Source organism: Pandoraea sp. NPDC090278 (assembly GCF_044772185.1).
Lineage (GTDB): Bacteria > Pseudomonadota > Gammaproteobacteria > Burkholderiales > Burkholderiaceae > Pandoraea.
The window spans coordinates 136,667-158,887 of the sequence record NZ_JBIVYJ010000004.1 but is presented as its reverse complement, the minus strand read 5'-3'; the positions used below and the strand labels follow the sequence as shown (position 1 = coordinate 158,887).

19 protein-coding genes are annotated in these 22,221 nt (G+C 62.3%); 8 read left to right on the top strand and 11 right to left on the bottom strand.

Annotated features, from left to right (window positions below; all coding sequences use genetic code 11):
* Positions 1 to 2 precede the first annotated feature (2 nt).
* The gene (locus ACIQWO_RS15840) at positions 3 to 1,022 is read left to right on the top strand and encodes a LacI family DNA-binding transcriptional regulator (protein WP_402825758.1); all 1,020 of its coding nucleotides are present in this window, start codon (positions 3 to 5) and stop codon (positions 1,020 to 1,022) included.
* Positions 1,023 to 1,091: 69 nt separating this feature from the next.
* Here ACIQWO_RS15840 and ACIQWO_RS15835 read toward each other — a convergent pair whose 3' ends face one another.
* The 4 genes from ACIQWO_RS15835 to ACIQWO_RS15820 form a co-directional block, all read right to left on the bottom strand.
* The gene (locus ACIQWO_RS15835) at positions 1,092 to 1,835 is read right to left on the bottom strand and encodes an amino acid ABC transporter ATP-binding protein (protein WP_039402185.1); all 744 of its coding nucleotides are present in this window, start codon (positions 1,833 to 1,835) and stop codon (positions 1,092 to 1,094) included.
* A 13-nt stretch (positions 1,836 to 1,848) separates the two neighbouring features.
* Positions 1,849 to 2,988 (bottom strand): amino acid ABC transporter permease, encoded by a 1,140-nt coding sequence (locus ACIQWO_RS15830; RefSeq protein ID WP_402825754.1) that lies wholly within the window; start codon positions 2,986 to 2,988, stop codon positions 1,849 to 1,851.
* Positions 2,989 to 3,013: 25 nt separating this feature from the next.
* Positions 3,014 to 3,907, bottom strand: a complete 894-nt coding sequence (locus ACIQWO_RS15825; RefSeq protein ID WP_402825752.1) for an ABC transporter substrate-binding protein — start codon at positions 3,905 to 3,907, stop codon at positions 3,014 to 3,016.
* 78 nt (positions 3,908 to 3,985) lie between these two features.
* Positions 3,986 to 5,053, bottom strand: a complete 1,068-nt coding sequence (locus ACIQWO_RS15820) for a TauD/TfdA family dioxygenase (RefSeq protein ID WP_402825749.1) — start codon at positions 5,051 to 5,053, stop codon at positions 3,986 to 3,988.
* 482 nt (positions 5,054 to 5,535) lie between these two features.
* Between ACIQWO_RS15820 and ACIQWO_RS15815 the strand changes: the two genes are divergently transcribed.
* Entirely contained in the window at positions 5,536 to 6,549 is a 1,014-nt protein-coding gene (locus ACIQWO_RS15815; protein ID WP_402825747.1) for a serine hydrolase domain-containing protein, read from the top strand.
* A gap of 51 nt (positions 6,550 to 6,600) precedes the next feature.
* Complete coding sequence (locus ACIQWO_RS15810) at positions 6,601 to 7,068, top strand: GNAT family N-acetyltransferase (protein ID WP_402825744.1); 468 nt, start codon at positions 6,601 to 6,603, stop codon at positions 7,066 to 7,068.
* A 10-nt stretch (positions 7,069 to 7,078) separates the two neighbouring features.
* On the opposite strand, the gene ACIQWO_RS15805 is transcribed toward ACIQWO_RS15810, so the two are convergent.
* Positions 7,079 to 7,783 carry a GntR family transcriptional regulator gene (locus ACIQWO_RS15805; protein ID WP_402825742.1) on the bottom strand — a complete coding sequence of 235 codons (705 nt, stop codon included), beginning with the start codon at positions 7,781 to 7,783 and terminating at the stop codon, positions 7,079 to 7,081.
* A 301-nt stretch (positions 7,784 to 8,084) separates the two neighbouring features.
* Between ACIQWO_RS15805 and ACIQWO_RS15800 the strand changes: the two genes are divergently transcribed.
* From ACIQWO_RS15800 to ACIQWO_RS15790, 3 genes are all read left to right on the top strand, one after another.
* Complete coding sequence (locus ACIQWO_RS15800; RefSeq protein WP_402825739.1) at positions 8,085 to 8,471, top strand: DoxX family protein; 387 nt, start codon at positions 8,085 to 8,087, stop codon at positions 8,469 to 8,471.
* A 192-nt stretch (positions 8,472 to 8,663) separates the two neighbouring features.
* A complete protein-coding gene (locus ACIQWO_RS15795) occupies positions 8,664 to 9,368 on the top strand; it encodes a response regulator (protein WP_402825736.1) in 705 nt (234 codons plus the stop codon).
* 39 nt (positions 9,369 to 9,407) lie between these two features.
* Positions 9,408 to 10,547, top strand: coding sequence for an ATP-binding protein (locus ACIQWO_RS15790; RefSeq protein ID WP_402825734.1), 1,140 nt, complete (start codon positions 9,408 to 9,410; stop codon positions 10,545 to 10,547).
* Between the two features lie 6 nt (positions 10,548 to 10,553).
* On the opposite strand, the gene ACIQWO_RS15785 is transcribed toward ACIQWO_RS15790, so the two are convergent.
* The 4 genes from ACIQWO_RS15785 to ACIQWO_RS15770 all read right to left on the bottom strand — a co-directional run bounded on the left by ACIQWO_RS15785 (position 10,554) and on the right by ACIQWO_RS15770 (position 16,281).
* The gene (locus ACIQWO_RS15785; protein WP_402825731.1) at positions 10,554 to 12,908 is read right to left on the bottom strand and encodes a patatin-like phospholipase family protein; all 2,355 of its coding nucleotides are present in this window, start codon (positions 12,906 to 12,908) and stop codon (positions 10,554 to 10,556) included.
* Positions 12,909 to 13,069: 161 nt separating this feature from the next.
* On the bottom strand, positions 13,070 to 13,771 hold the full coding sequence (locus tag ACIQWO_RS15780; protein WP_402825729.1) for a polysaccharide deacetylase family protein: 702 nt from the start codon (positions 13,769 to 13,771) through the stop codon (positions 13,070 to 13,072).
* A 10-nt stretch (positions 13,772 to 13,781) separates the two neighbouring features.
* Entirely contained in the window at positions 13,782 to 15,002 is a 1,221-nt protein-coding gene (locus ACIQWO_RS15775) for a glycosyltransferase (protein ID WP_402825726.1), read from the bottom strand.
* Positions 15,003 to 15,066: 64 nt separating this feature from the next.
* Complete coding sequence (locus ACIQWO_RS15770; RefSeq protein ID WP_402825723.1) at positions 15,067 to 16,281, bottom strand: YbfB/YjiJ family MFS transporter; 1,215 nt, start codon at positions 16,279 to 16,281, stop codon at positions 15,067 to 15,069.
* Positions 16,282 to 16,449: 168 nt separating this feature from the next.
* On the opposite strand from ACIQWO_RS15770, the gene ACIQWO_RS15765 reads away from it, so the two are divergent.
* Positions 16,450 to 17,031, top strand: a complete 582-nt coding sequence (locus tag ACIQWO_RS15765) for a TetR/AcrR family transcriptional regulator (protein ID WP_402825720.1) — start codon at positions 16,450 to 16,452, stop codon at positions 17,029 to 17,031.
* Positions 17,032 to 17,127: 96 nt separating this feature from the next.
* On the opposite strand, the gene ACIQWO_RS15760 is transcribed toward ACIQWO_RS15765, so the two are convergent.
* Together ACIQWO_RS15760 and ACIQWO_RS15755 are read right to left on the bottom strand one after the other, a co-directional pair.
* Positions 17,128 to 17,637 (bottom strand): single-stranded DNA-binding protein, encoded by a 510-nt coding sequence (locus ACIQWO_RS15760; RefSeq protein WP_402825717.1) that lies wholly within the window; start codon positions 17,635 to 17,637, stop codon positions 17,128 to 17,130.
* A gap of 30 nt (positions 17,638 to 17,667) precedes the next feature.
* Complete coding sequence (locus tag ACIQWO_RS15755) at positions 17,668 to 18,831, bottom strand: MFS transporter (RefSeq protein WP_402825714.1); 1,164 nt, start codon at positions 18,829 to 18,831, stop codon at positions 17,668 to 17,670.
* Positions 18,832 to 19,342: 511 nt separating this feature from the next.
* On the opposite strand from ACIQWO_RS15755, the gene uvrA reads away from it, so the two are divergent.
* Positions 19,343 to 22,207: an excinuclease ABC subunit UvrA gene (uvrA, locus tag ACIQWO_RS15750; RefSeq protein ID WP_402825711.1), complete on the top strand. Its 2,865-nt coding sequence runs from the start codon at positions 19,343 to 19,345 to the stop codon at positions 22,205 to 22,207.
* The last annotated feature ends 14 nt before the right edge of the window (positions 22,208 to 22,221 follow it).

Here is a 22,221-nt window from a genome sequence, read left to right as displayed (position 1 = left end):
CAATGAGCGATAAGAAGAAAAGTCCTGCGGCTGCGCGTCCGACGAGCCGCGATGTCGCCCGTCTGGCCGGTGTTTCCCAATCCACGGTGTCGCTGGTGTTCGGTGGCAAGGCCGAGGGCCGCGTCACGCCCGAGCGGCGCGAACAGATCCTTCAGGCGGCCCAGACGCTGGGCTACAGGCCAAACTCCTCGGCGCGCGGTCTGAAGCTCGGCACGCAGAAGCTGCTCGCGCTGGGCGTGCCGAACGTCTCCAACCCCTACTTCGCTGCGGTGCTGAAGTCGGTCATCGGGCGTGCTGCGGCCAATGGTTACGCCACCGTACTCATCAACACCGGCGAGTACGGGAACGACCCGGAGAGTCTGCTCCTCAGCCTCGATGCGCATGCGTTCGACGGCATGATCTTCTGGGAGGCGTCGTGGACGGCGCGCGCGCTGGAAATCATGCCGACGTCCGTGGTCGTGGTCGATGGCGATTCGTCTGCCGATGCCGACGTCTTCATCGCATCGGACGTGATCGTGCGGGAGATGGTCGATCACCTCGCGTCACTTGGGCATAAACGCATCGCGCGTGTTGGCTTCGATCTGGAAGCCAACACGTTTCGCGTGCGCTCACGGGCGTATCGGGAAGGCTTGCAAGCGCATGGGCTGACGTACGACGCCCGCCGGGAGATCGAAGTGCCCTTCGGCGAAACCTCGTCGTCGAGCATCGAAGCGCTGCTCTCGCAGCCCGACCGACCGACGGCGTTCGTGTGTGACGACGACCTGCTAGCCCCTTTGGTCTATCGCGCCGCCACGCGTTGCGGGCTGAAGATCGGGGAGTCGGTGTCGGTCGTGGGCGTCGGTGACATCGAACTTGCATCGCTGCTGGAGCCGCCGCTGACCACCATCGCCATTCCCACGCAATCGCTCGGCGAGTCGGCCGTCGACACCTTCCTGCGCAAACGCGCCGGACAACCGACGACGGTCAGCACCGTGCAAACACGGCTGATCTTGCGGGATTCGACCGGTCCCTGCATCGCCTGATCGACGCACTCAGAAAGCGACGCGACAAAGAAAACCCCCCTCGATCCGTGAGGCGCGAGGGGGTGTCTGTTACAGACGCTTGGCTTGCCGGATGCTTCGCAGGAAAGCACGTGTGCGCTCCTGCTGCGGGTCACCGAAAATCTGCTCCGGCGGCCCCTCTTCGCATACCGCGCCGTCGCACAGGAAGCAAACCTTCGACGCCACTTCGCGAGCGAAGCCCATCTCGTGCGTGGCGAGCAGCATCGTCATGCCCTCGTGCGCCAGATCGCGCACGATATTGAGCACCTCGGACACCAGCTCCGGGTCGAGTGCCGACGTGATTTCGTCGAGCAACAACACCATCGGGTCCATCGCCAGGGCACGCACGATGGCCACGCGTTGTTGCTGCCCGCCCGACATGCGGTCCGGATACTCGTTCGCCTTATGCGCCAGACTAAAGCGCTCCAGCAACGCCATCGCGCGCTCTTCCGCTTCGCGTTTGGGTTGCTTGAGCACGCGAATCGGCGCGAGCGTGACGTTCTCCAGCACCGTCATGTGCGGGAACAGGTTGTAGCCCTGGAACACGATGCCGATATCCCGGCGCAGCGAATTGACGTCCACGCCGGGGCCGGTAATGCGGTCGCCGTGCACGAGGATCTCTCCCGCGTCGATGGACTCCAGCCCGTTGATACAGCGCAGCAACGTCGACTTGCCGGAGCCGGACGGACCGATCAGGCACACCACCTGATGCTCCTCCACCGTCATCGCCAGACCGTTGATGACCGACACGTCGCCATACGACTTGGCAATGTCGCGAATCTCGATGAATGACATGGTCGTTCGCTCCTCAGGCACCGCCGGCACGCATGCGGGCGCGGTCGCGTTTGGCCATCCGTTCCACGAAGCGCACCTGCGGAACCGAGATGATGATGAACAGAATGGCGACGGTCGTTGCCGCCGACAGGTTGTAGTGGTTCGACGCGATCACCATCGACTGGTTGAAAGCGTCGATCACTCCGACGACGTTCACCAGCGCCGTGTCCTTCTGCAACGCGATGAAGGCATTGAGCAGCGGCGGAATGATCTGCCGGATGCCCTGCGGCAACACCACGAAGCGCAGCGTCTGCGTGTACGACAGGCCAAGCGAGCGCGCCGCCGCCACCTGCGACCAGTGCACGCCCTGAATACCGGCGCGATAGATCTCCGCCACGTACGCGCCGACCGTCAGCGTCAACGCGATCACGACGTAGGTGGTGAGCGACAGGTCCTTCAGGATCGGCACGCCGGTGAGCGGCAGACCGAAGCCGACCAGATAGATCACCAGCACGGCAGGCATCGCGCGGAAGATGTCGACGTAAGCCGTGGCGATGAACCGCAGCGGCTTGCCAGCATTGCCCGGTGCGAACATGGCGAGTGCGACGACCAGGCCCCAGATCAGCACGAAGACTTCCGCAATCAGGAAGATCTTCACGTTCACCCAGAAGGCATCGAGCACAAGCGGGAACGTCTTGACGATGAGCGGGACTAGGAAGAACGTCTTCGCCACCGCCAGGTCGTTCGCCAGCACGAACTGCAACGCGAGCACGACGATCAACTGCGCGAGCGTGTAGCCCAGCGTGATCCAGCTTTGCACTCCGGCTTCGGACTTCGCCACGCGCGCAGCGACGATGTCGCGACGCGACGTGGCGGTTCGGAAGTCCTGGTAGCGCGCAAACGCACGCACCAGCGGAATGAGCACGAGCAACGAGGCCAGCCCGAGCAGAACTGTGCCGACAGGCACCCACCAGCCGCCCAATTTATTGGCCAGCAACCCTTCACGCAGGGCGCCGATCGTGTAGACGCTGCTGGCGACGGCAATCGCCGCCCCCAGCAATGCGCACAAGCAAAGCACCGTCGGCGCGGACGGCGTGCCGCCCACGTTCAGACGGCGCTCCCGGCCCATGCCACCGAGGATGGACCCCGGGGCCTTTTGAGTGGAATCGCTCATATGATTGACTCGGGTCGCCCCGACCTCACGGCGTCAGGATCGGCAGCTTGGCGGGATCGGCACCGAGGCTCGGCACGAGGTATTGCGTGGCCAGACGGTCGAACGTGCCGTCCTTCTTCATCTCGGCGATCAACTTGTTGAAGGCGGCGAGATTCGGCGAATCCTTGTTGACGAGACCGCCCCACTGTTCGCTCGTGTCATAGCGGCCGACGACTTCGAAGCGGCCTTCGGACTTCTTCGCGATGGACAGCACGTTCGGCGTGTCGTACAGCACGGCGTCGACCTGACCGGCGGCCAGTGCGGCGTACATGGCAGCGGCGTCGGTGTACACCTTCGGGTGCTCGGCGACCTTCACCTTGTCCGTCAGATACGGCAGGATCGTGGTGCCTTGCTTCACGCCCAGACGCATCTTCTTGATGCTGTCCTTGTCGACCTTGGTGCCCGTCTTCACGAGAATGCCCTGATCCGAGCTGAAGTACGGATCGGTGAAGTTGACGACCTTCTTGCGCTCGTCGGTGATGGTGATTTCGCTCAGTGCGATGTCGAAGCCCTTGGCCTGCCCCGTCACCACTTGCGCGAACGAGCGATTGACGACGATCACGCGATCCAGACCGGCGCGATAGGCCATATTGGCGGCCATGCAGTATTCGAAGCCATCCTTGATGGTGTCGGGCGAATCGCCGTTCCACCAGCCCGGTGCGGGCAGCACCGGACGCACCGACAGTGCACCCGGCGTCACCGTTTCAAGCTTGACCGAGCCGCGCGTGCCGGTGACCTGGCAGTTGCCGAAGTCGGGCGCGGCGGAGGCTGCCGTCGACAAGACGGAAAGGCCGCCCAGCACGAGCGGAATGAGCAGCGAGCGCAGGTGGGTCGTCTTGCGTGTTGCGCGGTTCTTGTCCTGCTGTTCGATCGGTTTCATGAGGGGTCTCTCCTTGCGTCTTTCGTATGTGATTCGGAGCGCTAGCGCGGGGGCTTCAGTGTTTCAGTACCCAGTGTGTCAGGCGGGCAATGCCGCAGCCGGTTGAGCGATGCCGCCATGCGGCTTGCCCGAGGCGACGTCGCCCCAAAGGACGGCGTGATCGTCGGGCAAGGCACGGGAGTTGGGCATCGACAGCCACAGGCGCATGAGCATGCGGTCCTGACCGGTCTGCACATCGTCCACGAAAGCCGTGCGGCCGTGGTACACGATGTGGTTGTTCAGCAACTGAATGTCGCCCGGCGCAAAACGCATCTGGAAGCACTCTTCTTCGGCCAGCGCCATAAGCATCTGGATGGCTTCGTGCTCTGCGTCGCTGAGCTTGCGCACGCCCGGCAGCATCTGGGCGTTCTCAATATAGGTGAGCGAGAAGTGGCTCGTCAGCTTACCGTCTCGCACGCCGAAAATCGGCAGGTCGTAAGCGATGTGCTCGCCACCGGCTTCTTCGCCGAAACGGCTGCGCGGAATCGCATTGCACAGCAGCGCGTGCAGATCGGGACGACGCTTGAGCATCTCGTTGTAGACGGTCGCGCTGCTCGCCAGCTTGCTCACGCCGCCTTCCGAGGCCTGACGCACGCACAGCAAACCGACCACGTCGCAGCGGTCCGTGTGGAAACGCAGTTGTCCCGGCGAGAGCGTACGTGCGCCGGAGGAGAGGAATTGCTTGCCCGAGCTGTCGACGGTCGCGCCGTAGAGCTTCGCACCGACGCCCATGCCTTCGTCCTTGATCTCGCGCATGACTTCGCCACGGCAGTTCTGGAACATCGGCGTGCCGAGGTGCGCACCCAGCGCGTACCAGATACGACGCAGTTGTTCGGCGTCGTATCGGCTGACGTCGAGACCGCGAATCTTGACCATGCCGGAGCCGTTTTCGAGTTCTTCACGAACGTCGTCGAAGAACGCACCCGCGTCGGACAGCGGGAAGTTCTGACGATTGATGTCGCGCCAGTCGACGTTACGCGTTTGCGCCAGCGCGGCATCGATCTGATCGAGCACGTGTGCCGGGAACGTCTTGACCCAACGGTCGTTGTTCACCATTTCGGCACCGCGCCAGACGGCAGCGCCCTGAAGACTCTTCGACTCGGACATGAAACCTCCTGATAGATGTAATGAGTAGTTCGTCCTGCGTTGTATATACATGTAAAGACATTACACCCAGCTTTTCGATTCCGGCAATCAGGGGTTGCGTCGGATCAGGGAAAGTCCTAGCGCTGGAAAACAACACAGCGGCGAGGTGTCCTGGGTGCGCTCTACATCGCAGTGCGGGCGCGCGCAGCGCCTCTCTGGCAGACGACAGACGAGACAAGATCCGGGCTCATAGCCCCGCGCGGGACTGCCCGAACAGCCGGGTACGCAAAACCCCGGTCACATGGACTATACGCGAACAAAATTGGGTCCGTATATCATTTATTATTTTCGTATACGATTTCGAACGTGCGAAATCGGCAGACATGATGCAGCGAGGCCACCCTGGCGCATGACCGTTCGTTCGACACGCCTTCTGAAATCGTCAACAATCCGTTCTCGACGCCATCCTTCACGGCTCGCCAAATCGAAAATGCGAGGGGCAAATGAATCGAAGTGAACTGTCTTTCGCGCGTTGGCTTGAGCCCAAGATGGCGGAACGTGATGTGATTGGCGCGTCAGTGGCATGCGTGCACGAAAACGGCATCGACGCCGCTGCCAGCGGCCTGAAAGGCGAAGAGACCGGCGATGCCGTTACCATCGACACAGTCTTCCCGGTGGCGTCTCTGACGAAGCCCATCGTGTCGTACGCCGTGCTTCAGCTTGTGGATGCCGGGGTACTGGATCTCGATGCGCCGCTTGCTCGCTCGATTGCGCCAGTCGTGCCCGACGATCCGAGATCCACGCTCATCACCCTGCGCCACGTCCTCACACATACCTGTGGTTTGCAAAACATTCGAGGGAAGGAGCCGGTTCGGGTGCATTTCACGCCGGGCTCGTGGTTCAGCTATTCCAGCATGGGATTCACGTTGATGCAGTCAGCGGTCGAAGCGCAGACGGGTGAAGGACTGGAAGCGACGATGCGTCGCCTCGTGTTCGAGCCGCTGGGAATGCGTTCGTCAAGCCTGGAATGGCAGGATCGATTTCTCGGCAATCTGGCGCGTCCGCATGAGGAGAACCGGGAGGTCGAGATTCACCGCCCTTCGGCCGCGAACGCATCTTACTCACTCCTCACAACCGCGTCCGACTACGGCGCATTCGTTGCAGCAGTACTCCGTGGCGAGCGACTCAAGCCTTCAACCTGGAAGGCATGGTTGACCGCAAGCATTATGGTGCCCAAGGATGCGGTCGTTCATCTACATGGCGAACCTCCGGAGACCGAGCGTGACATCGGTTGGGGTCTGGGTTGGGGCATAGAGCCGAGTCATCGAGCATTCTTCCAATGGGGGAAGATGACGGGCGTCAGAGCTTTCGTGCTCGGAAGCCTCGAACGACAGGCAGGTGTCGTCTTGCTGACCAACAGCAATCGCGGGTTAAGACTGATGGAAGATGTGACACGCGACGTTTTGCCGGGACCTCATGACGCAATTCGCTGGCTAGCTGAGAACGTCAGCGAATGAGCCGCCAACGGGATCGAAACATCACAACGCCTAGGGCGTCAATGAGTGCACATGCTCTCGATAATCCAGATAGAAGACCTTCCCCCACAGTTGACTGACCTTGAGCGAGAGGCCGCAACGCAAGGGTTTAGATTTCTCGGCCGTCTGATTGAAGAATGGGAGACGGGCAAGAACAGGTTTGACAAGCTCGGGGAGCGCCTTCTTGTGGCGACGTATAACGGGCGCCTCGTCGGCATCGGGGGTCTGAACGTAGACCCGTACGATGCAACTGGCGACACAGGGCGGCTGCGCCGTCTGTATGTGGCAAATGATTTTCGGCGGCGAGGCATCGGCGAAGCGTTGGTGCGCGAGCTTCTTTCAGACGCACACCACAGGTTCCGCGGAGTTCGGCTCTCGACGGATACCGATGCCGCCGCAGCGTTCTATTCGAGGCTTGGTTTTGCTCGCATCGAGGATGCAAACGCGACGCACATGTTACTCATGAGTGCGGTTGGCGCGGCTGCGGGCGAGTCGCACTAACGCTGGCTTCCTACGCCTTCCCGTTCAACCGGAAATACGCCATCACTTCGCGTTGCGTTTGTTCCAAGTGTTTGCGCAGCAGACGCACAGCGGTTTTCGTGTCGCCCGCAGCGCAAGCCTGGTGGATGGCGATGTGCTCGTCGGTCGAGCGCTGGTGGTCGTTGACGGCCGAGAGGTGCGCGCGCAGAAAGCGTCCCATGCGCTCTTGTGCGGCCTGCGCCGTGGCGACGAGGCGTGGGCGATTCGCCGGTGCGTAGAGCGCCTGATGGAACGCGAGATTCAGATCGCTCCACGATTGCGGCGTGTCGGCATTCGCGTAGCGTTTCAACAATTGTTCAGCCAGCGCGAGATCGCTCGGCGCCATGTTCGGCACTGCGATTTCCAGCGCGCGGCATTCAAGTGCGATCCGCATGTCGAGCATCTCGACGCAATCGTTCACCGTGAGCGGCGAGACGATCGCGCCCGAATGACGCTTGAGCGACACCCATCCCTCGGATTGCAGACGCATCAGCGCCTCACGCACCGGAATCTTGCTCACGCCCATTTGCGCCGCGATCTCGTCCTGACGAATCGGCGCACCTTCCGGCAATTCGCCCGATACGATCTGACGGCGAATGGCGTCGTAAGCCCGGTCCGCCGTCGAGAGCGAAGCTTCATCGAGTCTGGCAGTGGCGGCGAGGTTACCGGTGGCGTCGTCGCGTGAGGATTTGGTCACAGCACAGAACCTGGCGAGGCCGAAGTGGATAACGCAACGATTATACAAATACTCAATTCCGTATACGTTTCCACATCATCGCCTGCTTGAGTATTTCTCAGACATTCGGTGATCGCATGCCCACGCAAAGGTTCCACGTCGATTGTTCCGCCCATGCAACTTTAAGTTACCCGGGCACGTATTTCGTGCCGCGCATCGCATCGATATGATGAGCGCCACCTGCGGCAGCACATCACGCAGGAACGCTTCAATGCCGACGTCTTTGTCGAATGAATTTCGCTTTTGGATGAAAACAATCACCATGCATCGTTTCAATATTCAGTGGTTTGCACGGGTGCTGATGTCGGCCCTGTTCCTGATCGCCGGGGTTCGCAAGATATTCGCCTTCAAAGCGACCGTCGGCTATTTCGCCGCCATCGGCCTGCCCTTTGCGGAAGTCGTGGCCGCGCTGGTCATCCTGATCGAAGCCGGTGGTGCCATCGCGCTGATTCTGGGCTGGCGTCTCAAGCCGCTGGCGCTTCTGCTCGCGATCTACACCGTGGCAACGGCCCTCATCGGCCATCGGTTCTGGGCCGCCGATCCCGCGCAATTCAGCGGTCAACTGAACAACTTCTTCAAGAACATTGCGATTGCCGGTGGCTTCCTTCTGCTGGTCGCGCAATCCGACACGTCTTCGTCGAAGGCGTAAGTTCGTTGTCCCGACGTTGTCGGGCACATCGTTCCGAACACCCCGAGAGGCTTACGGCCCTCGGGGTGTTCTATATTAAGTGGATGCCGAAAACACAACGCATCGACGTTGGAGAATTGTCGAGTTTTGTCGCCAGGCAATACCAGCACAACGGAACTCGTTACACTTGGGAAATCTCCCTTCAGCATCCACATGTCCGCCCGCATCCTCCTCGTTGAAGACGACGCCCGTCTATCCGCCCTGGTTTGCGGCTACCTTCAGAAGCACGGCTATCAGGTCGAATGCGTGCTCGACGGCGCACGTGCCGTGCAAACGATCCTGCGCCGCCGCCCCGATCTGGTGATTCTCGACGTCAATCTGCCAGGTAAGGACGGCTTCGAGATCTGCCGTGAAGCGCGCGCGCAGTATCGCGGCATCGTCATCATGGTGACGGCGCGCGACGAGGAATTCGACGAAGTCCTGGGGCTCGAGCTGGGCGCGGACGATTACGTTCACAAACCGGTGGAGCCGCGTGTGCTGCTCGCCCGCATCAAGGCTCAGCTGCGCCGCAACGAACACCTGATTCCCGCGAGCAACTCCCCCGAGAGCATCACGCTCGGCCGATGCCGCATCGACCGGGGCACCCGGTCCGTCACGCTGCCGAACGGCAAACAGCCCGACCTGACCTCTGCCGAATTCGATCTGCTCTGGGCACTGGCCTGCTCGGCGGGTGAAGTGGTGACGCGCGACGTGCTGGTGCGCCACTTGCGCGGCGTGGAGTTCGACGGCATCGATCGCTCGGTGGACGGCGGCATCTATAAGCTGCGACGCAAGCTCAACGACGATCCCACCGCCCCGCAGTGCATTCTGACGGTGCGCGGCAAGGGCTATCAACTCAACAAATCCTGCTGGGACTGACCCAGCACGACCTCACGACCGGCCAGCCCGGCGCACATCATGCCCGCCAACCCCTTTCAGCCCTATCGATACTGTCGGCTGCGGTGGCAGCGATTTCGCCGCTCATGGACGGACACCCGCGCCGACCGGCGTCCCAGTTGGTCGCGGCTCTTCGTGCGCACGTACACGAACTTGCTGGGGCTTTGTCTGCTGGTGCTCGCCGTCCCGGCGCTCTTCATCGTGTTCAACGCGCCGGACAGCGCATGGCGCACGAGTCTGGGGACTGCGCACTTTCTGGTGCCTGTGATATTGAGCACGCTGCTGTTGCCTGCCATCGTCGCGTATCGGTGGATGCGTCCGGTCTGGGTCGATCTCGTGATGGTGCGCGAGCGCGCCATCGACTTCAGCGGCGGTCGCTTTCACACACGCGCGAAGGAATCCTACAGCGTCATCATCGGCCCGCTGGCGCGCACGCTCAACGCGCTGGCCGAGCGCATGGAGAAGCTGATTGCTACACAGCGCGATCTGACCAACGGCATATCGCATGAGCTGCGCACACCGCTCGCGCGCCTGCGTTTTGCGTTGGAGATATTGCGCGACCCGACCTCGCCCGCCGACGCGTGTGAGCAAGCGTTGGCGAGCATCGATCTGGACGTGACCGAACTCGACGAACTCATCGACATGAGTCTGACGTTCGCGAGGCTTGAGTACAGCTCGCTTCAGTCGAATCTTGAGGCCACGTCCGTTGCGCACTGGTTCGCGAATCAGGTGCGCGACGCCTCCCTGCTCTACGCCGAGCGCGACATCACGCTGGAGTGCAATCTCGCGCCGTCGTATCAGGTCGTCATGGACAAGCGGTTGATGGCGTACGCCATGCGCAATCTGCTGCGCAACGCGAGCCGGTATGCGCGCTCGCGCATCGTCGTGGGGATGCAGTTGCGCCACGGGAACATCGGCATCTACGTGGAAGACGACGGCCCCGGCATTCCGCCGGACGACCGCAAACGGATCTTCGACGCCTTCGTGCGACTCGATCGTCGCACGGGCGGCTACGGGCTCGGTCTTGCCATCACCCAGCAGGTCATGCAGGCACATAACGGCAACGTCGCAGCGACCGACCCCGTCAGCCTCGGCGGGGCACGCTTCGAGATCAGTTGGCCCGCCGTGACACCCGCCGGTTCGCCCTCGGTGACGTCCTAAGCCAACTCAGTACGTACGTCCCAACTGGAAGTAGATGTTGTTACGTCCGCCCGGCGCGAACGCCACACCGAAGTAGATCGGGCCGAACGACGTCGTGAGCGCGGTGAAGACCGTGACGCTGCGCTTGAGCGTACCACTCCCGAACGAATCGTCCACGGACCAGACGTTGCCCGCTTCCACGCTCACCCCGACAAACAGACGCCGGATTGGCGAGGCGCTGAACGACGCAATCCGGTTCATGTATGTGATGTTCCCGTACATCATGGAATTGCCCGCCAACTGATCGGCAGCGTATGCGGACAAGTGCTGGAAGCCGCCGAGCGTGAAACCGAGCGGGTTCGTCACGTTGGTGCCGCCGAAGTTGTTGCCCGCCTCCACCGTGGCGCTTACGCTGTGCCGCCCGTAGCTCATCGCCACCATGCCCTTGCCGTACACCTCGGTATAACTGTTGCTTCCCGCGAACAACGACCGCTCTGCACGCAACTCCGTGAAGTAACCGCGACGTGCGAATTGCGGATCGTCGAGCTGGTCGATCACCAGCTTTGCGCGGGCGCTCAACTGGCGTCCGTAAATGTCGGGGAAGAGCAGTTGATTCGTCGGGGTCGGATTGTCGTCATCGTCGTTGCCAATGGGCAGGTTGTACTGCGGCACGGCCGTGCCGTGCGCGTACACCAGACCGACACGGAAGTCGCCCAGGGTCGATATCGGGAAGCCAATGTCGACACCGGCTCGCTCTGTGGTGAGTCGATACCGGGTGAGCCTGATATCGCCCGACTCGTCATATACGTTGGCGTGACGGCGCTGAATCTCCACGTACGGCGCGATGTAAGCACCCCACGGGTTCGCGAACGGTTGACGCAACTCGCCGTGAAACGCGAGGACGTCGCTGCCTAGCGTGGCGTCGGCACGGGCTTCGAGACCACTGCTCGTCAGCCACGGGCGGCGATAGCCGAGGTGCAGACGGAAGCTGCCCTCCTCCTTCGAGGTCGCCGACAAGCCTAGGCCGAACAGCAGGAAGTTCGGCCCCCAGCGCTTCTCCTGCGCGGTGATGACGAGCTTGTGCTCGCCGTTCTCTTCCACCATTTGCTGCGTGACGCTCTCGAAATCGTCTTCGTTGACGAGGGCGAGCAGGTCCTTGTTGACCGCGGCCGGGTCGTAGACGTCGCCCTCCTTCACATGCAGCGCCGCCCGGATACGCTTCGCAGGCACCACACCGCGCGAGTCGATCTCGACCTTCGTGATGCGGACCGCTTGCGCCGTTGCCTTCCCGTGCGCGGCACGCCACGCGGCGTATTGCTCCGAACTCAGCGCGAGCCGCTGAAGCTGCGGCAGCGCGGCCCGTGCAGCGGCTTCGCCTGCGGCGATGCCTTGTGGCGCGTTCTCGAAATCGGTGAATGTCAGACGGCCGAGATCCGGCTGAATCAGGATGTCGGTTGCGCGAAGCTGCTCGCGCTGACGCGCGACGTTCTGGCGAATTAGTATGCCGACCATCTGCTGGAACACGTCCGCTGGCGACGACAGTGCGTTCAGCGGACGCAGCGGCGAGCCGATGTCCACGGCAATTACGACGTCCGCGCCCATCGAGCGCGCCGTCTCGATCGGCAGGTTGCTGACGATGCCGCCGTCGACCAGCGTGCGGCCATTGACGTCCACTGGCGAGAAGAGACCGGGCAGCGCCATGCTCGCGCGAATGGCCTGCGGCAACGAGCCGCGATCGAGCACGACCATCTGGCCAGTCTGCAAGTCGGCGGCAATCGCGCGGAACGGCACGGGAAGTTTGTCGAACGACACCGAACCGCCGATGTTCGGCGTCCATTCCTGCAACAAGGCCTGAAGCCGGTTGCCATGCACCAGCCCCGACGGCAGTTGGAAGCCGTTATTACCGAAGCCGAGGGAAAAGCTGTCGACGTAGTAGCGTTCGTCTTCACGCTGCGACTGCGGAAGATCGCTGCGATCGGTGACGTCGAACGCCACGTCCGCGAGGTTCACGTGTTCGAGCCGGGCGCGCATGTCGGACGCGCTCAGGCCGCTCGCGTACAAGCCACCGACAACGGCGCCCATGCTCGTCGCTGCGACGCAGTCCACCGGAATGCGATTGTCTTCGAGCACCTTGAGCACGCCGAGGTGCGCGTAACCTCGCGCGCCCCCGCCCGAGAGCACCAGCCCGACCGACGGACGGCCCGGATCGCCGCCTTCGACGCGACAGACCGTCCCGGGTGTGGCGGGCGCCGCGCCCGCAGAAGACGTTGCAGCCCACGCCGCCGGAGTGAGCAGGACGAACAGCCCACCGAGCAGCAGGCGCGCGCCGAGCCAGCGAAAACCGTCCCCGTCGCGCAGATGAAGTTTGGGGAAACGGCTCATGGCTTACGGAGAGATTTGGGAAAACCGCAAGAATACCCGCTTTCCGTTTCACCTAATGGACCAAAAATGCGACACAGATTCCGCGAATTGCGTGTAGAGGATTGGTCAGGCGGGCGGTGTTCCGACGGACGGTCGACCGTCCCGATTTGATGCGGCGCGCGCTAGCTCGCCAGACATTTGAACAACAGGCGGAATGGCCCGACATCCGGCGCGACGGCAAGACGGGGCAAAAGGAAGGGATCGTCGTCACGGTCGGCCCGACCACGTCGCGTGGTGGTCGCGTTGCGATACCCGGCGCGCTCGACGATGTCGCGCACGTGTCGGGTGACGTTGCCGTACGGGTAGCAGAACGCCTCGATGTTCGTCCCGCAAATCGATTCGAGCTGGTGCTTGGCGCCGACGATTTCTGCGGCGGCATCGCCCAGCGTCAGGTCCGGCAACGACACGTGATTGAGTGTGTGCGCGCCGACCTCGTGCCCGCGACGCATCCACGTCAGGAGCCTGTCACGGTCCATAAGAGGCGCGGGAGACGGCGCAAGATGGGCGTCCCAGTGATTGGTCCCGCCCAGATGATCCGCCACGAAATAGCAGGTCGCCGTGAAACCCACCGAATCGAGCACCGGCATTGCGTGATCGAAGACGTTCTGAAAGCCATCGTCGAACGTGATGCCGAACACCTTGGCGCGCCCCGGTGCACGAAGATACAACTGAAGCTCGCACATGCTCAGGCCTTGATAGCCGAAGCGGCGAAGCCAGGCCATCTGCGACGCAAACGTATCGGGATCGACGCACAGCCCACGCAGCGGATTGTCGTGCGGTGGCACTTCGCAAACCTGGTGATACATCAGAATCGGAACCGACATGGCGGGGGCCTCAGGCGACTCGCTTCTGATTGCGTCGATGGCGACGCAGTGCAATGGACAAGAACTTATGCAGCCACTGACGCGTCGGGAGATTTGCGGAGGTCGCGCGTTGCTGCTTCGCGCTGGCGGCAACGGCGTCCAGGTACACGCCGTGGGTCGCCTCGACGAAATCGTCGAAATCGAACTCCGTTCGTCCCTTCATCCGTGCCATGTGCCCCATGTGTCGCACGCGCTCCGGTTTGTCGGCGATGTGCATCAACACGTTGGCGATGGCTTGCGGATCGCGCGGCGGCACAATCCAGCCGTCCACCCACGGGGTGACGTTTTCCGGCAATCCGCCGACCTTCGTCACAAGGCTGGCGCAGCCAGCGGCCATCGCTTCGCGACACGAATACGACAGGCTCTCGTGATAGGAGAGAACGAACGCGACATCGGTCGCCGCGAGCAGATGGTGGACGTGATTGATCGGTCCGGTGAAAAGGATCTGTGCGTCGAGACCGCACGCCTCGACCATCGCGCGCTGCTCGATGCTCGGCTCCGTGCCTGCGAGCCAGACGCGAAAGCGCCGACGTGTCGCTTCGGGCAGCAGCGTGAGCGCTACGACGAGGTCGGCCCATCCCTTTGCGGCGCCGGTGCCCGCCGCGCTGCCGAGCACAATGCTGTCGTCGGCGCTTGCACCGAGCAGAGCCGAGCGACGGCGCAGGCGTTCCTCCTCGTTGAGCCGGTCGGTACCTGGCGAGCGCACACCGTGTTTGATCACCACGATGTTCGGATAGGACGACTCGCGTCTGAGCAGCGTGCGGACGTAATCGCTCACGGCGATGGTCCGGCTGGTGCCGAAGCTTGCGCGCAACCAGTTGCCGAACGAGTTGGCGGGATAGGTGTTGTGCTTGGTGAAGACGATTTCGGGGCGCACCGCCAGCCCAGCGACGGCGAGCATGACCTGACGATGATCGGGCGAGCCGTTGACGTGCACGACATCGAAGCGGTGCTCGCGAATCAGTCGGCGCAAACGCAGCGTCTCGCGCCAGAAGCGATGCCAGCGTGGTTTGAAGTCGATGTCGACCGATGTAATGCGCGGCAGCCGCTTGACCTGTTCACCGAGCCAGCTACCGGGGGGTGTAGCGACGGTGACCTCATGGTTGCGGCCCATGGCGAGCGCGAGTTCCCGGACATAGGTGTCCTGCCCGCCGCCGCAGCCGACGTGAAAGTTTGTGTAAAGAATCTTCATGCGTTCCGACCCGATGGTGTCTCCACGAATGGTAGAGAGACCCGGGTCGGCACGGTGTCGAGACTCAATGAGTTTTGTTTCGTTTTGTCGCCGGGCGTACGCCGAGCAGCAATACGACGACCAGCATCACGGCCGCCACCAAGAACAGCAATCGGTGATTCCCGCCCGTCGCATTGAAGAGCGCTGAGAACGCATAGGCGGCAATCGCAAGCGCGGCGGCGGAAATAATGCTGGCGCGGGTCCACGCCGCATTCTGCCGTGACGCGTTGTGGGTGATCACTTCATGGAGACGCGCGAGGATCAGCGGGACCATGCCCGGCGCGAAGGTGCCGAGTACGACGGTCAGCACGCCGAGCACTAGCAGGTTGCTGGTCGCGTAGAGGCCCGCAAAGATGCCGATCATGACGATGGTCACCAGTCCTACCGCCTGCTTCGCGCCGAGACGGTCGGCCAGATAGCCGTACAGCGGCGGCCCGGCAATCGCCCCCAGACCGTAGATCGCCCAGAAGATCGATCCCAGATGCGTGCCTTCGCCGAGGCCGCGTGCGATGAAGTCCACCAGAAACACCATCGGCGGCACGGCGGCGGCGGCCATCAGGGCGTATTGCAGATAGATGCGCCAGACTTCCCATCCGAAGTGTGGGGTCGTCGTCTTTTCATGCGGCGCAGGGATGGGTGCAGGCGTCAGCTTGCTGTTGGGCCACGCGAACCAGCTCACGGTCGTCAGGATGACGGACACCGCGCCCAGTCCGATCCACGTCTGTGCAAGGCCCCATTGCAGTAGCAGCGGGATCAGTGTGCCTGAGCCGGAAATGCCCAGCCCCAGACCGAGAAAGATCGCGCCGCCCGCAGCCCCTTTTCGGGCCGGTGGCACGTGCGGCAGGAGCGTGCCCGCCACCAGCACCATCACCACGCCACCCGCGACCCCCGAGACAACGCGCCAACCGAAATACCAGACGAAGGACACTGGCACCGCACACGCGAAGAACGCCGCGGAGATCAGCACCATCATGAGGCGCAACACATGCTCGTTGGGCAGGCGCGACGCCAACGGCCGCCCGATCAGTGCGCCGATCACATAACCGGCGAGATTCGCCGCACCGAGATACACCACGGACGACGGCGCAAACCACTGCGCCCGGATGATTTCAGGCATCAACGGCGTAAAGGCAAAGCGGGCCAAACCGATGGAGACGAGGCTAGCGCAAAGGCCCGCGAAGATGTATCGCCAGACCTGAAGACGGTCGATCCCCGCCGGGGACATAGAGGAAGTAGGCATAGAAGGTTCCAACGTTTGTCAGGCGCAGCGGCGTTCGATTGCCAAGGCCCGAATATCTTTGACAGCACCGTCAAAAATCGCAATCTACGCATTCTTGACATGGGTATCAAAAATTGTTCCAATAACCCTGTTCGTCCCCGATGGCGGGGATATGGCAAGGAGACAGGCATGGCAGGCACTCGCCAATTCGATGAGAGCGCGCTATTGGAGAAGGTGCTGACGACCTTCTGGCAGCAGGGGTATTCGAAGACGTCGATGCAGGAACTGGCCTCTGCGACAGGCGTGCAGCGCGGCTCGCTTTACAACGCGTATGGCGATAAGGAGGAGTTGTTCCTGCTGGCGTTCGATCTGTATCGCGACCGTTACGTGTCGGAGATGAAGGCGTCGCTCGATCACGACGATCTCCGCTCCGCGTTGCAGGCGTTTTTCAGCTTTGCGATTACGTCGATGACGACGGGCACGCCGAGCCGTGGCTGTCTGAGTACGAAGACGGTCGTCGGTACGGAAGGACTGGAAGAACCGATTCACTCAGCCATTCAGTCGCTGGTGGACGAGATTGAAGAAGCGCTCTTCGTCCGGCTGTCGCAACCGGACGCAGCATCCCGACTCAATCTCCCGGCCCGCGAAGCCGCGCGAATGGCCGTGACGCTGACTCGGGGACTGGTGGCAATCGAGCGGATCTACCGGGACAAGAAGCGAATGAAGGCCACCGCCGAGTCGTTTGTGAAGCTGTTGCTCAAGGGTGAGTAACCGTTGGCGCGGCTGATGCGGTTGATACGGACGTAAAAAAACCCGGCAGCGCAACGCTTGCCGGGTTTTGTCGACATGTCGCCCGGTCGTCTCGACTTAGAACGGAATATCGTCGTCCATGTCGTCGAAGCCGCCGCCGGACTGCTTGGCCGGGGCTTGCTGACGGGCACCGCCACCGCCACCGCCGCCACCGCCACCACGCGAGTAACCGCCGCCACCGCCTTCGTCGCCACCACCACCGCGCGAGTAGCCGCCACCTTCACCGCCGCCGCTACGGCCACCCAGCATCTGCATCTGGTCAGCCACGATTTCCGTGCTGTAACGCTCCGTGCCGTCCTGCGCCTGGTACTTGCGCGTACGGATACGGCCTTCGATGTACACCGACGAGCCCTTCTTCAGGTACTCGTTGACGATCTCAGCCAAACGGCCGAAGAACGACACACGGTGCCATTCCGTCATTTCCTTGAATTCGCCGGACTGCTTGTCCTTGTAACGGTCGGTCGTCGCCAGACGAATGTTCGCAACCGCATCGCCGCTCGGCATGTAGCGGACTTCGGGGTCGGCACCCAGATTGCCGACCAGAATCACTTTGTTGACTGATGCCATAAATCTTTCTCCGGTATTGCTGAAATCCGATCAGGATTGACGAGGCGCAGGCGTCCTCATCGGTGCGGCGATTATAAGCCACACGAAAGCCCCGGCTGCGCAAGTCAGGAAGATTGCGTTTTGACCGTAGTGGGTCATCAGAAAACCCCCTAGTGCCCCACCGCAGAAAAGTCCGAGTGCCTGCGTCGTGTTGTACACCCCGACAGCCGCGCCCTTACGCTGTCCCGGCGCCAGCTTCGACACCAGCGACGGCTGCGATGCTTCGAGCACATTGAAGCCCAAGAAGTACACAAACAACACCACGGCAATCACTCCGACCGTCGGCGGCAATCCGCCCAGCGCTACCTGCGCGATGGCCACGAGCGCAATCGCCGAGAGCAGCACGACCTTCATCTTGCCGCGCTTTTCGGCGGCGATGATCGCAGGCACCATCGCGATGAACGACAGCCCCATCACCGGCAGATAAATCTCCCAGTGCTGCGCCACCGGCAATCCGGCCGCGACCAGCATGCGCGGCATCGCCACGAAGAGCGCCGTTTGCGTAGCGTGCAACACGAACACGCCGAAGTTCAGACGCAGCAGTTCCGGGTTATGCAGAACTTCCGAGAACGGCGCAGGCCCGGCCTTGGCATGGACAGGCGGCGTGGGCACCACCCACAGCACCACGAAAATCGCCAGCACCGCGAGTATGCCGATGGCCGAGAACAAGCCGCTCATGCCCAGCCAGTGATACAGAAACGGCGCACACACGATGGCCACGGCAAACGACACGCCGATGCTGCCACCGATCATCGCCATCGCCTTGGTACGGTTCGCGTCGCTCGTCAGATCCGCCACGCAGGCCATGACGGCCGACGAGATCGCCCCGGCGCCCTGAATCGCGCGGCCGACGATGATCCACGTCAGATCGTGCGCCATCGCCGCCACCAGCGAGCCAATCGCAAACACGATCAGGCCGAAGACGATGACCGGCTTGCGCCCGAGGCGATCGGACGCCCACCCGTACGGGATATAGAGCAGGGATTGCGTCAGACCGTAGATACCGATGGCCAGGCCGACAAGGAAGGTGTCGTTGCCACCCGGAATCGTCTGCGCGAAGACCGAGAACACCGGCATGATCAGGAACAGCCCAAGCATGCGCAATGCAAAAATCCCCGCGAGCGACGCGCTGGCGCGCACTTCTAGCGGGGTCATGCGGCCCCCTCGGCCGCGTGTCGAGGCAGGAGATGCGGAAGTCACGGAATCAGTCGACATTACGTCCTGAGAGATGAAAAAAGCGCTTGCGGCCTCGGAATTGTCTGATGATTGCATTCGGACGACGGGGTGTGTCGCCCCGCCTGACGGGTTCGTACACAAGACCCGGTAAGGTCCGGAATGCCCGATAGGCCTGGCACAACGGCCGGACGCCAGCCTCTGGAAATCGGGCGGTTCGTCCCCATCTGCCTCCCATGCCGCATCGGCGCCCGAGGCAGCCTGTCAGCAGGGATCAGCCCCGGCAATCAAACTTAGGTATATTAGCAGGTTTAGCCGCCCTGATTTCCCCCCAGCGGCCCGCCCGACCGCTCCCGCCGCCTGCTGCGTCGATGCCCGGCTAACGCCGTGCCGGCGCGGTCCGACGTCCCGGGAAACTCAGGCTCTTGGGGGCCGGAAACCGCCCCGCGACAATTCGCCGCGCGGATTCCTCGGCGACGACCCGGAACCGTCAATGGAAACCATTCGTATTCGTGGGGCTCGTACCCACAACCTCAAGAACGTCAATCTCGACCTGCCGCGTCACCAGCTTGTGGTGATCACCGGCCTGTCGGGCTCCGGCAAGTCGTCGCTCGCCTTCGATACGCTCTACGCGGAAGGTCAGCGTCGCTACGTCGAAAGCCTGTCGGCGTATGCCCGTCAGTTCCTGCAACTGATGGAAAAGCCCGACGTCGACCTCATCGAAGGCCTTTCGCCTGCGATCTCGATTGAACAGAAGGCCACTTCGCACAACCCGCGCTCGACCGTCGGCACGGTCACCGAAATTCACGACTACCTGCGTCTGCTCTATGCGCGCGTGGGTACGCCGTACTGCCCCGATCACGGACTGCCGCTCGAATCGCAAAGCGTTTCGCAAATGGTCGACGCCGTGCTCGCGCTACCCGAAGACACCAAGCTCATGATCCTCGCGCCGATCGTCGTCGATCGTAAGGGCGAGCATGCAGACCTCTTCGAATCGATGCAGGCACAGGGCTTCGTGCGCTTTCGCATTCGCTCGGGCGGCGGCGCAGCCAATGAAGGCACGGCGCGCGTGTATGACATCGAATCGCTGCCCAAGCTCAAGAAAACAGAGAAGCACTCCGTCGACGTGGTCATCGACCGCATCAAGGTACGCGCCGATCTGAAGCAACGTCTGGCCGAGTCGTTCGAAACGGCGCTGCGTCTGGCCGACGGTCGTGCGATTGCGCTGGAAATGGATACCGACAAGGAGCACGTCTTCAGCTCGAAGTTCGCGTGCCCGGTGTGCTCGTATTCGTTGCAGGAACTCGAACCGCGTCTGTTCTCGTTCAACAACCCGATGGGCGCGTGCCCGACCTGCGACGGCCTGGGACAGATGACGTTCTTCGATCCGAAGCGCGTCGTTGCCTTCCCCGCACTGTCGCTCGCGTCTGGTGCGATCAAGGGTTGGGACCGACGCAACCAGTTCTACTTCCAGATGCTGCAAAGCCTCGCGGCGTTCTACGACTTCGACGTCGACACGCCCTTCGAGGAAATGCCGGAAGAGACGCAGAAGATCGTGCTGTACGGCTCGGGCGAGCAGGAGATTCCGTTCACCTACGTGAACGAGAAAGGCCGCACGTCGGTGCGCTCGCACGCCTTCGAAGGCATCATCCCGAACCTTGAGCGACGCTATCGCGAAACCGACTCGGTCGCCGTGCGCGAAGAACTCGCCAAGTATCAGAACAACCGCGCCTGCCCCGATTGCGAAGGCAGCCGTCTGCGTCGCGAGGCGCGCTTCGTCAAAGTCGGCGAAGACAAGCAGGCACGCGCGATCTACGAGATCGGCAATCTGCCGCTGCGCGAAACGCTCGGCTACTTCCACGAACTGGTGCTGCACGGCGCGAAGCGCGAGATTGCCGACAAGATCGTCAAGGAAATCGTGGCGCGTCTCACGTTCCTGAATAACGTCGGTCTCGACTATCTCTCGCTGGAACGCAGCGCCGATACGCTCTCGGGCGGCGAGGCGCAGCGGATTCGTCTCGCGTCGCAGATCGGCTCGGGCCTGACGGGCGTGATGTATGTGCTCGACGAGCCGTCCATCGGCCTGCATCAACGCGATAACGACCGTCTTATCGGCACACTCAAGCATCTGCGCGATCTCGGCAACTCGGTGATCGTGGTCGAGCACGACGAGGACATGATTCTCGCGAGCGACTACGTCGTCGACATGGGACTCGGCGCGGGCATTCACGGCGGCACCGTGATTGCACAGGGCAGCCCACAGCAAATCGAAAACGCCGCGGAATCGCTCACGGGTCAGTACCTCTCGGGCGCACGACGGATCGAAGTGCCGACCGAGCGGCGCGCACCGGGCGAGGACTATCTGCGCATCGTCGACGCCACGGGCAACAATCTGAAGAACGTCAATCTGGACCTGCCGGTCGGTCTGCTGACGTGCGTAACGGGCGTCTCCGGCTCGGGCAAGTCCACGCTCATCAACGACACGCTGTATCACGCCGTCGCGCGCCATCTGTATGGCTCGTCGGCCGAACCGGCGCCGTATGAGCAGATCGACGGACTGGAACACTTCGATAAGGTCATCAACGTCGACCAGTCGCCCATCGGACGCACGCCACGCTCGAACCCGGCCACCTACACGGGGCTGTTCACGCCGATTCGCGAACTGTTTGCGGGCGTACCGCAGGCCAAGGAACGTGGTTACGACCCGGGCCGCTTCTCGTTCAACGTGAAGGGCGGACGCTGCGAAGCCTGTCAGGGCGACGGCGTCATCAAGGTCGAGATGCACTTCCTGCCGGACGTGTACGTGCCGTGCGACGTCTGCCACGGCAAGCGTTACAACCGCGAAACGCTCGAAGTCCAGTACAAGGGACGCAACATCTCGGAAGTGCTCGACATGACGGTCGAGCAGGCGCACGAGTTCTTCAAGCCGGTGCCAGTCGTCGCGCGCAAGTTGAAGACGCTGCTCGACGTCGGCCTCGGCTACATCCGTCTCGGTCAGTCGGCCACCACGCTCTCGGGCGGCGAAGCGCAGCGCGTGAAGCTCTCGCTCGAACTGTCCAAGCGCGACACGGGCCGTACGTTGTATATCCTTGACGAACCGACCACGGGCCTGCACTTCCACGATATCGAACTGCTGCTGACGGTGATTCACCGGTTGCGCGACCAAGGCAACACGGTCGTCATCATCGAACACAATCTCGACGTGATTAAAACGGCAGATTGGGTGATCGACCTCGGGCCGGAAGGCGGTGCGGGTGGCGGGCAAATCATTGCGCAAGGCACGCCCGAGCAGGTGGCAGCGAGCAAGGCCAGCTTCACCGGCAAGTATCTGGCGCCGTTGCTTAAGCGCGGCAAGTAAAGCTTCATCGGAAA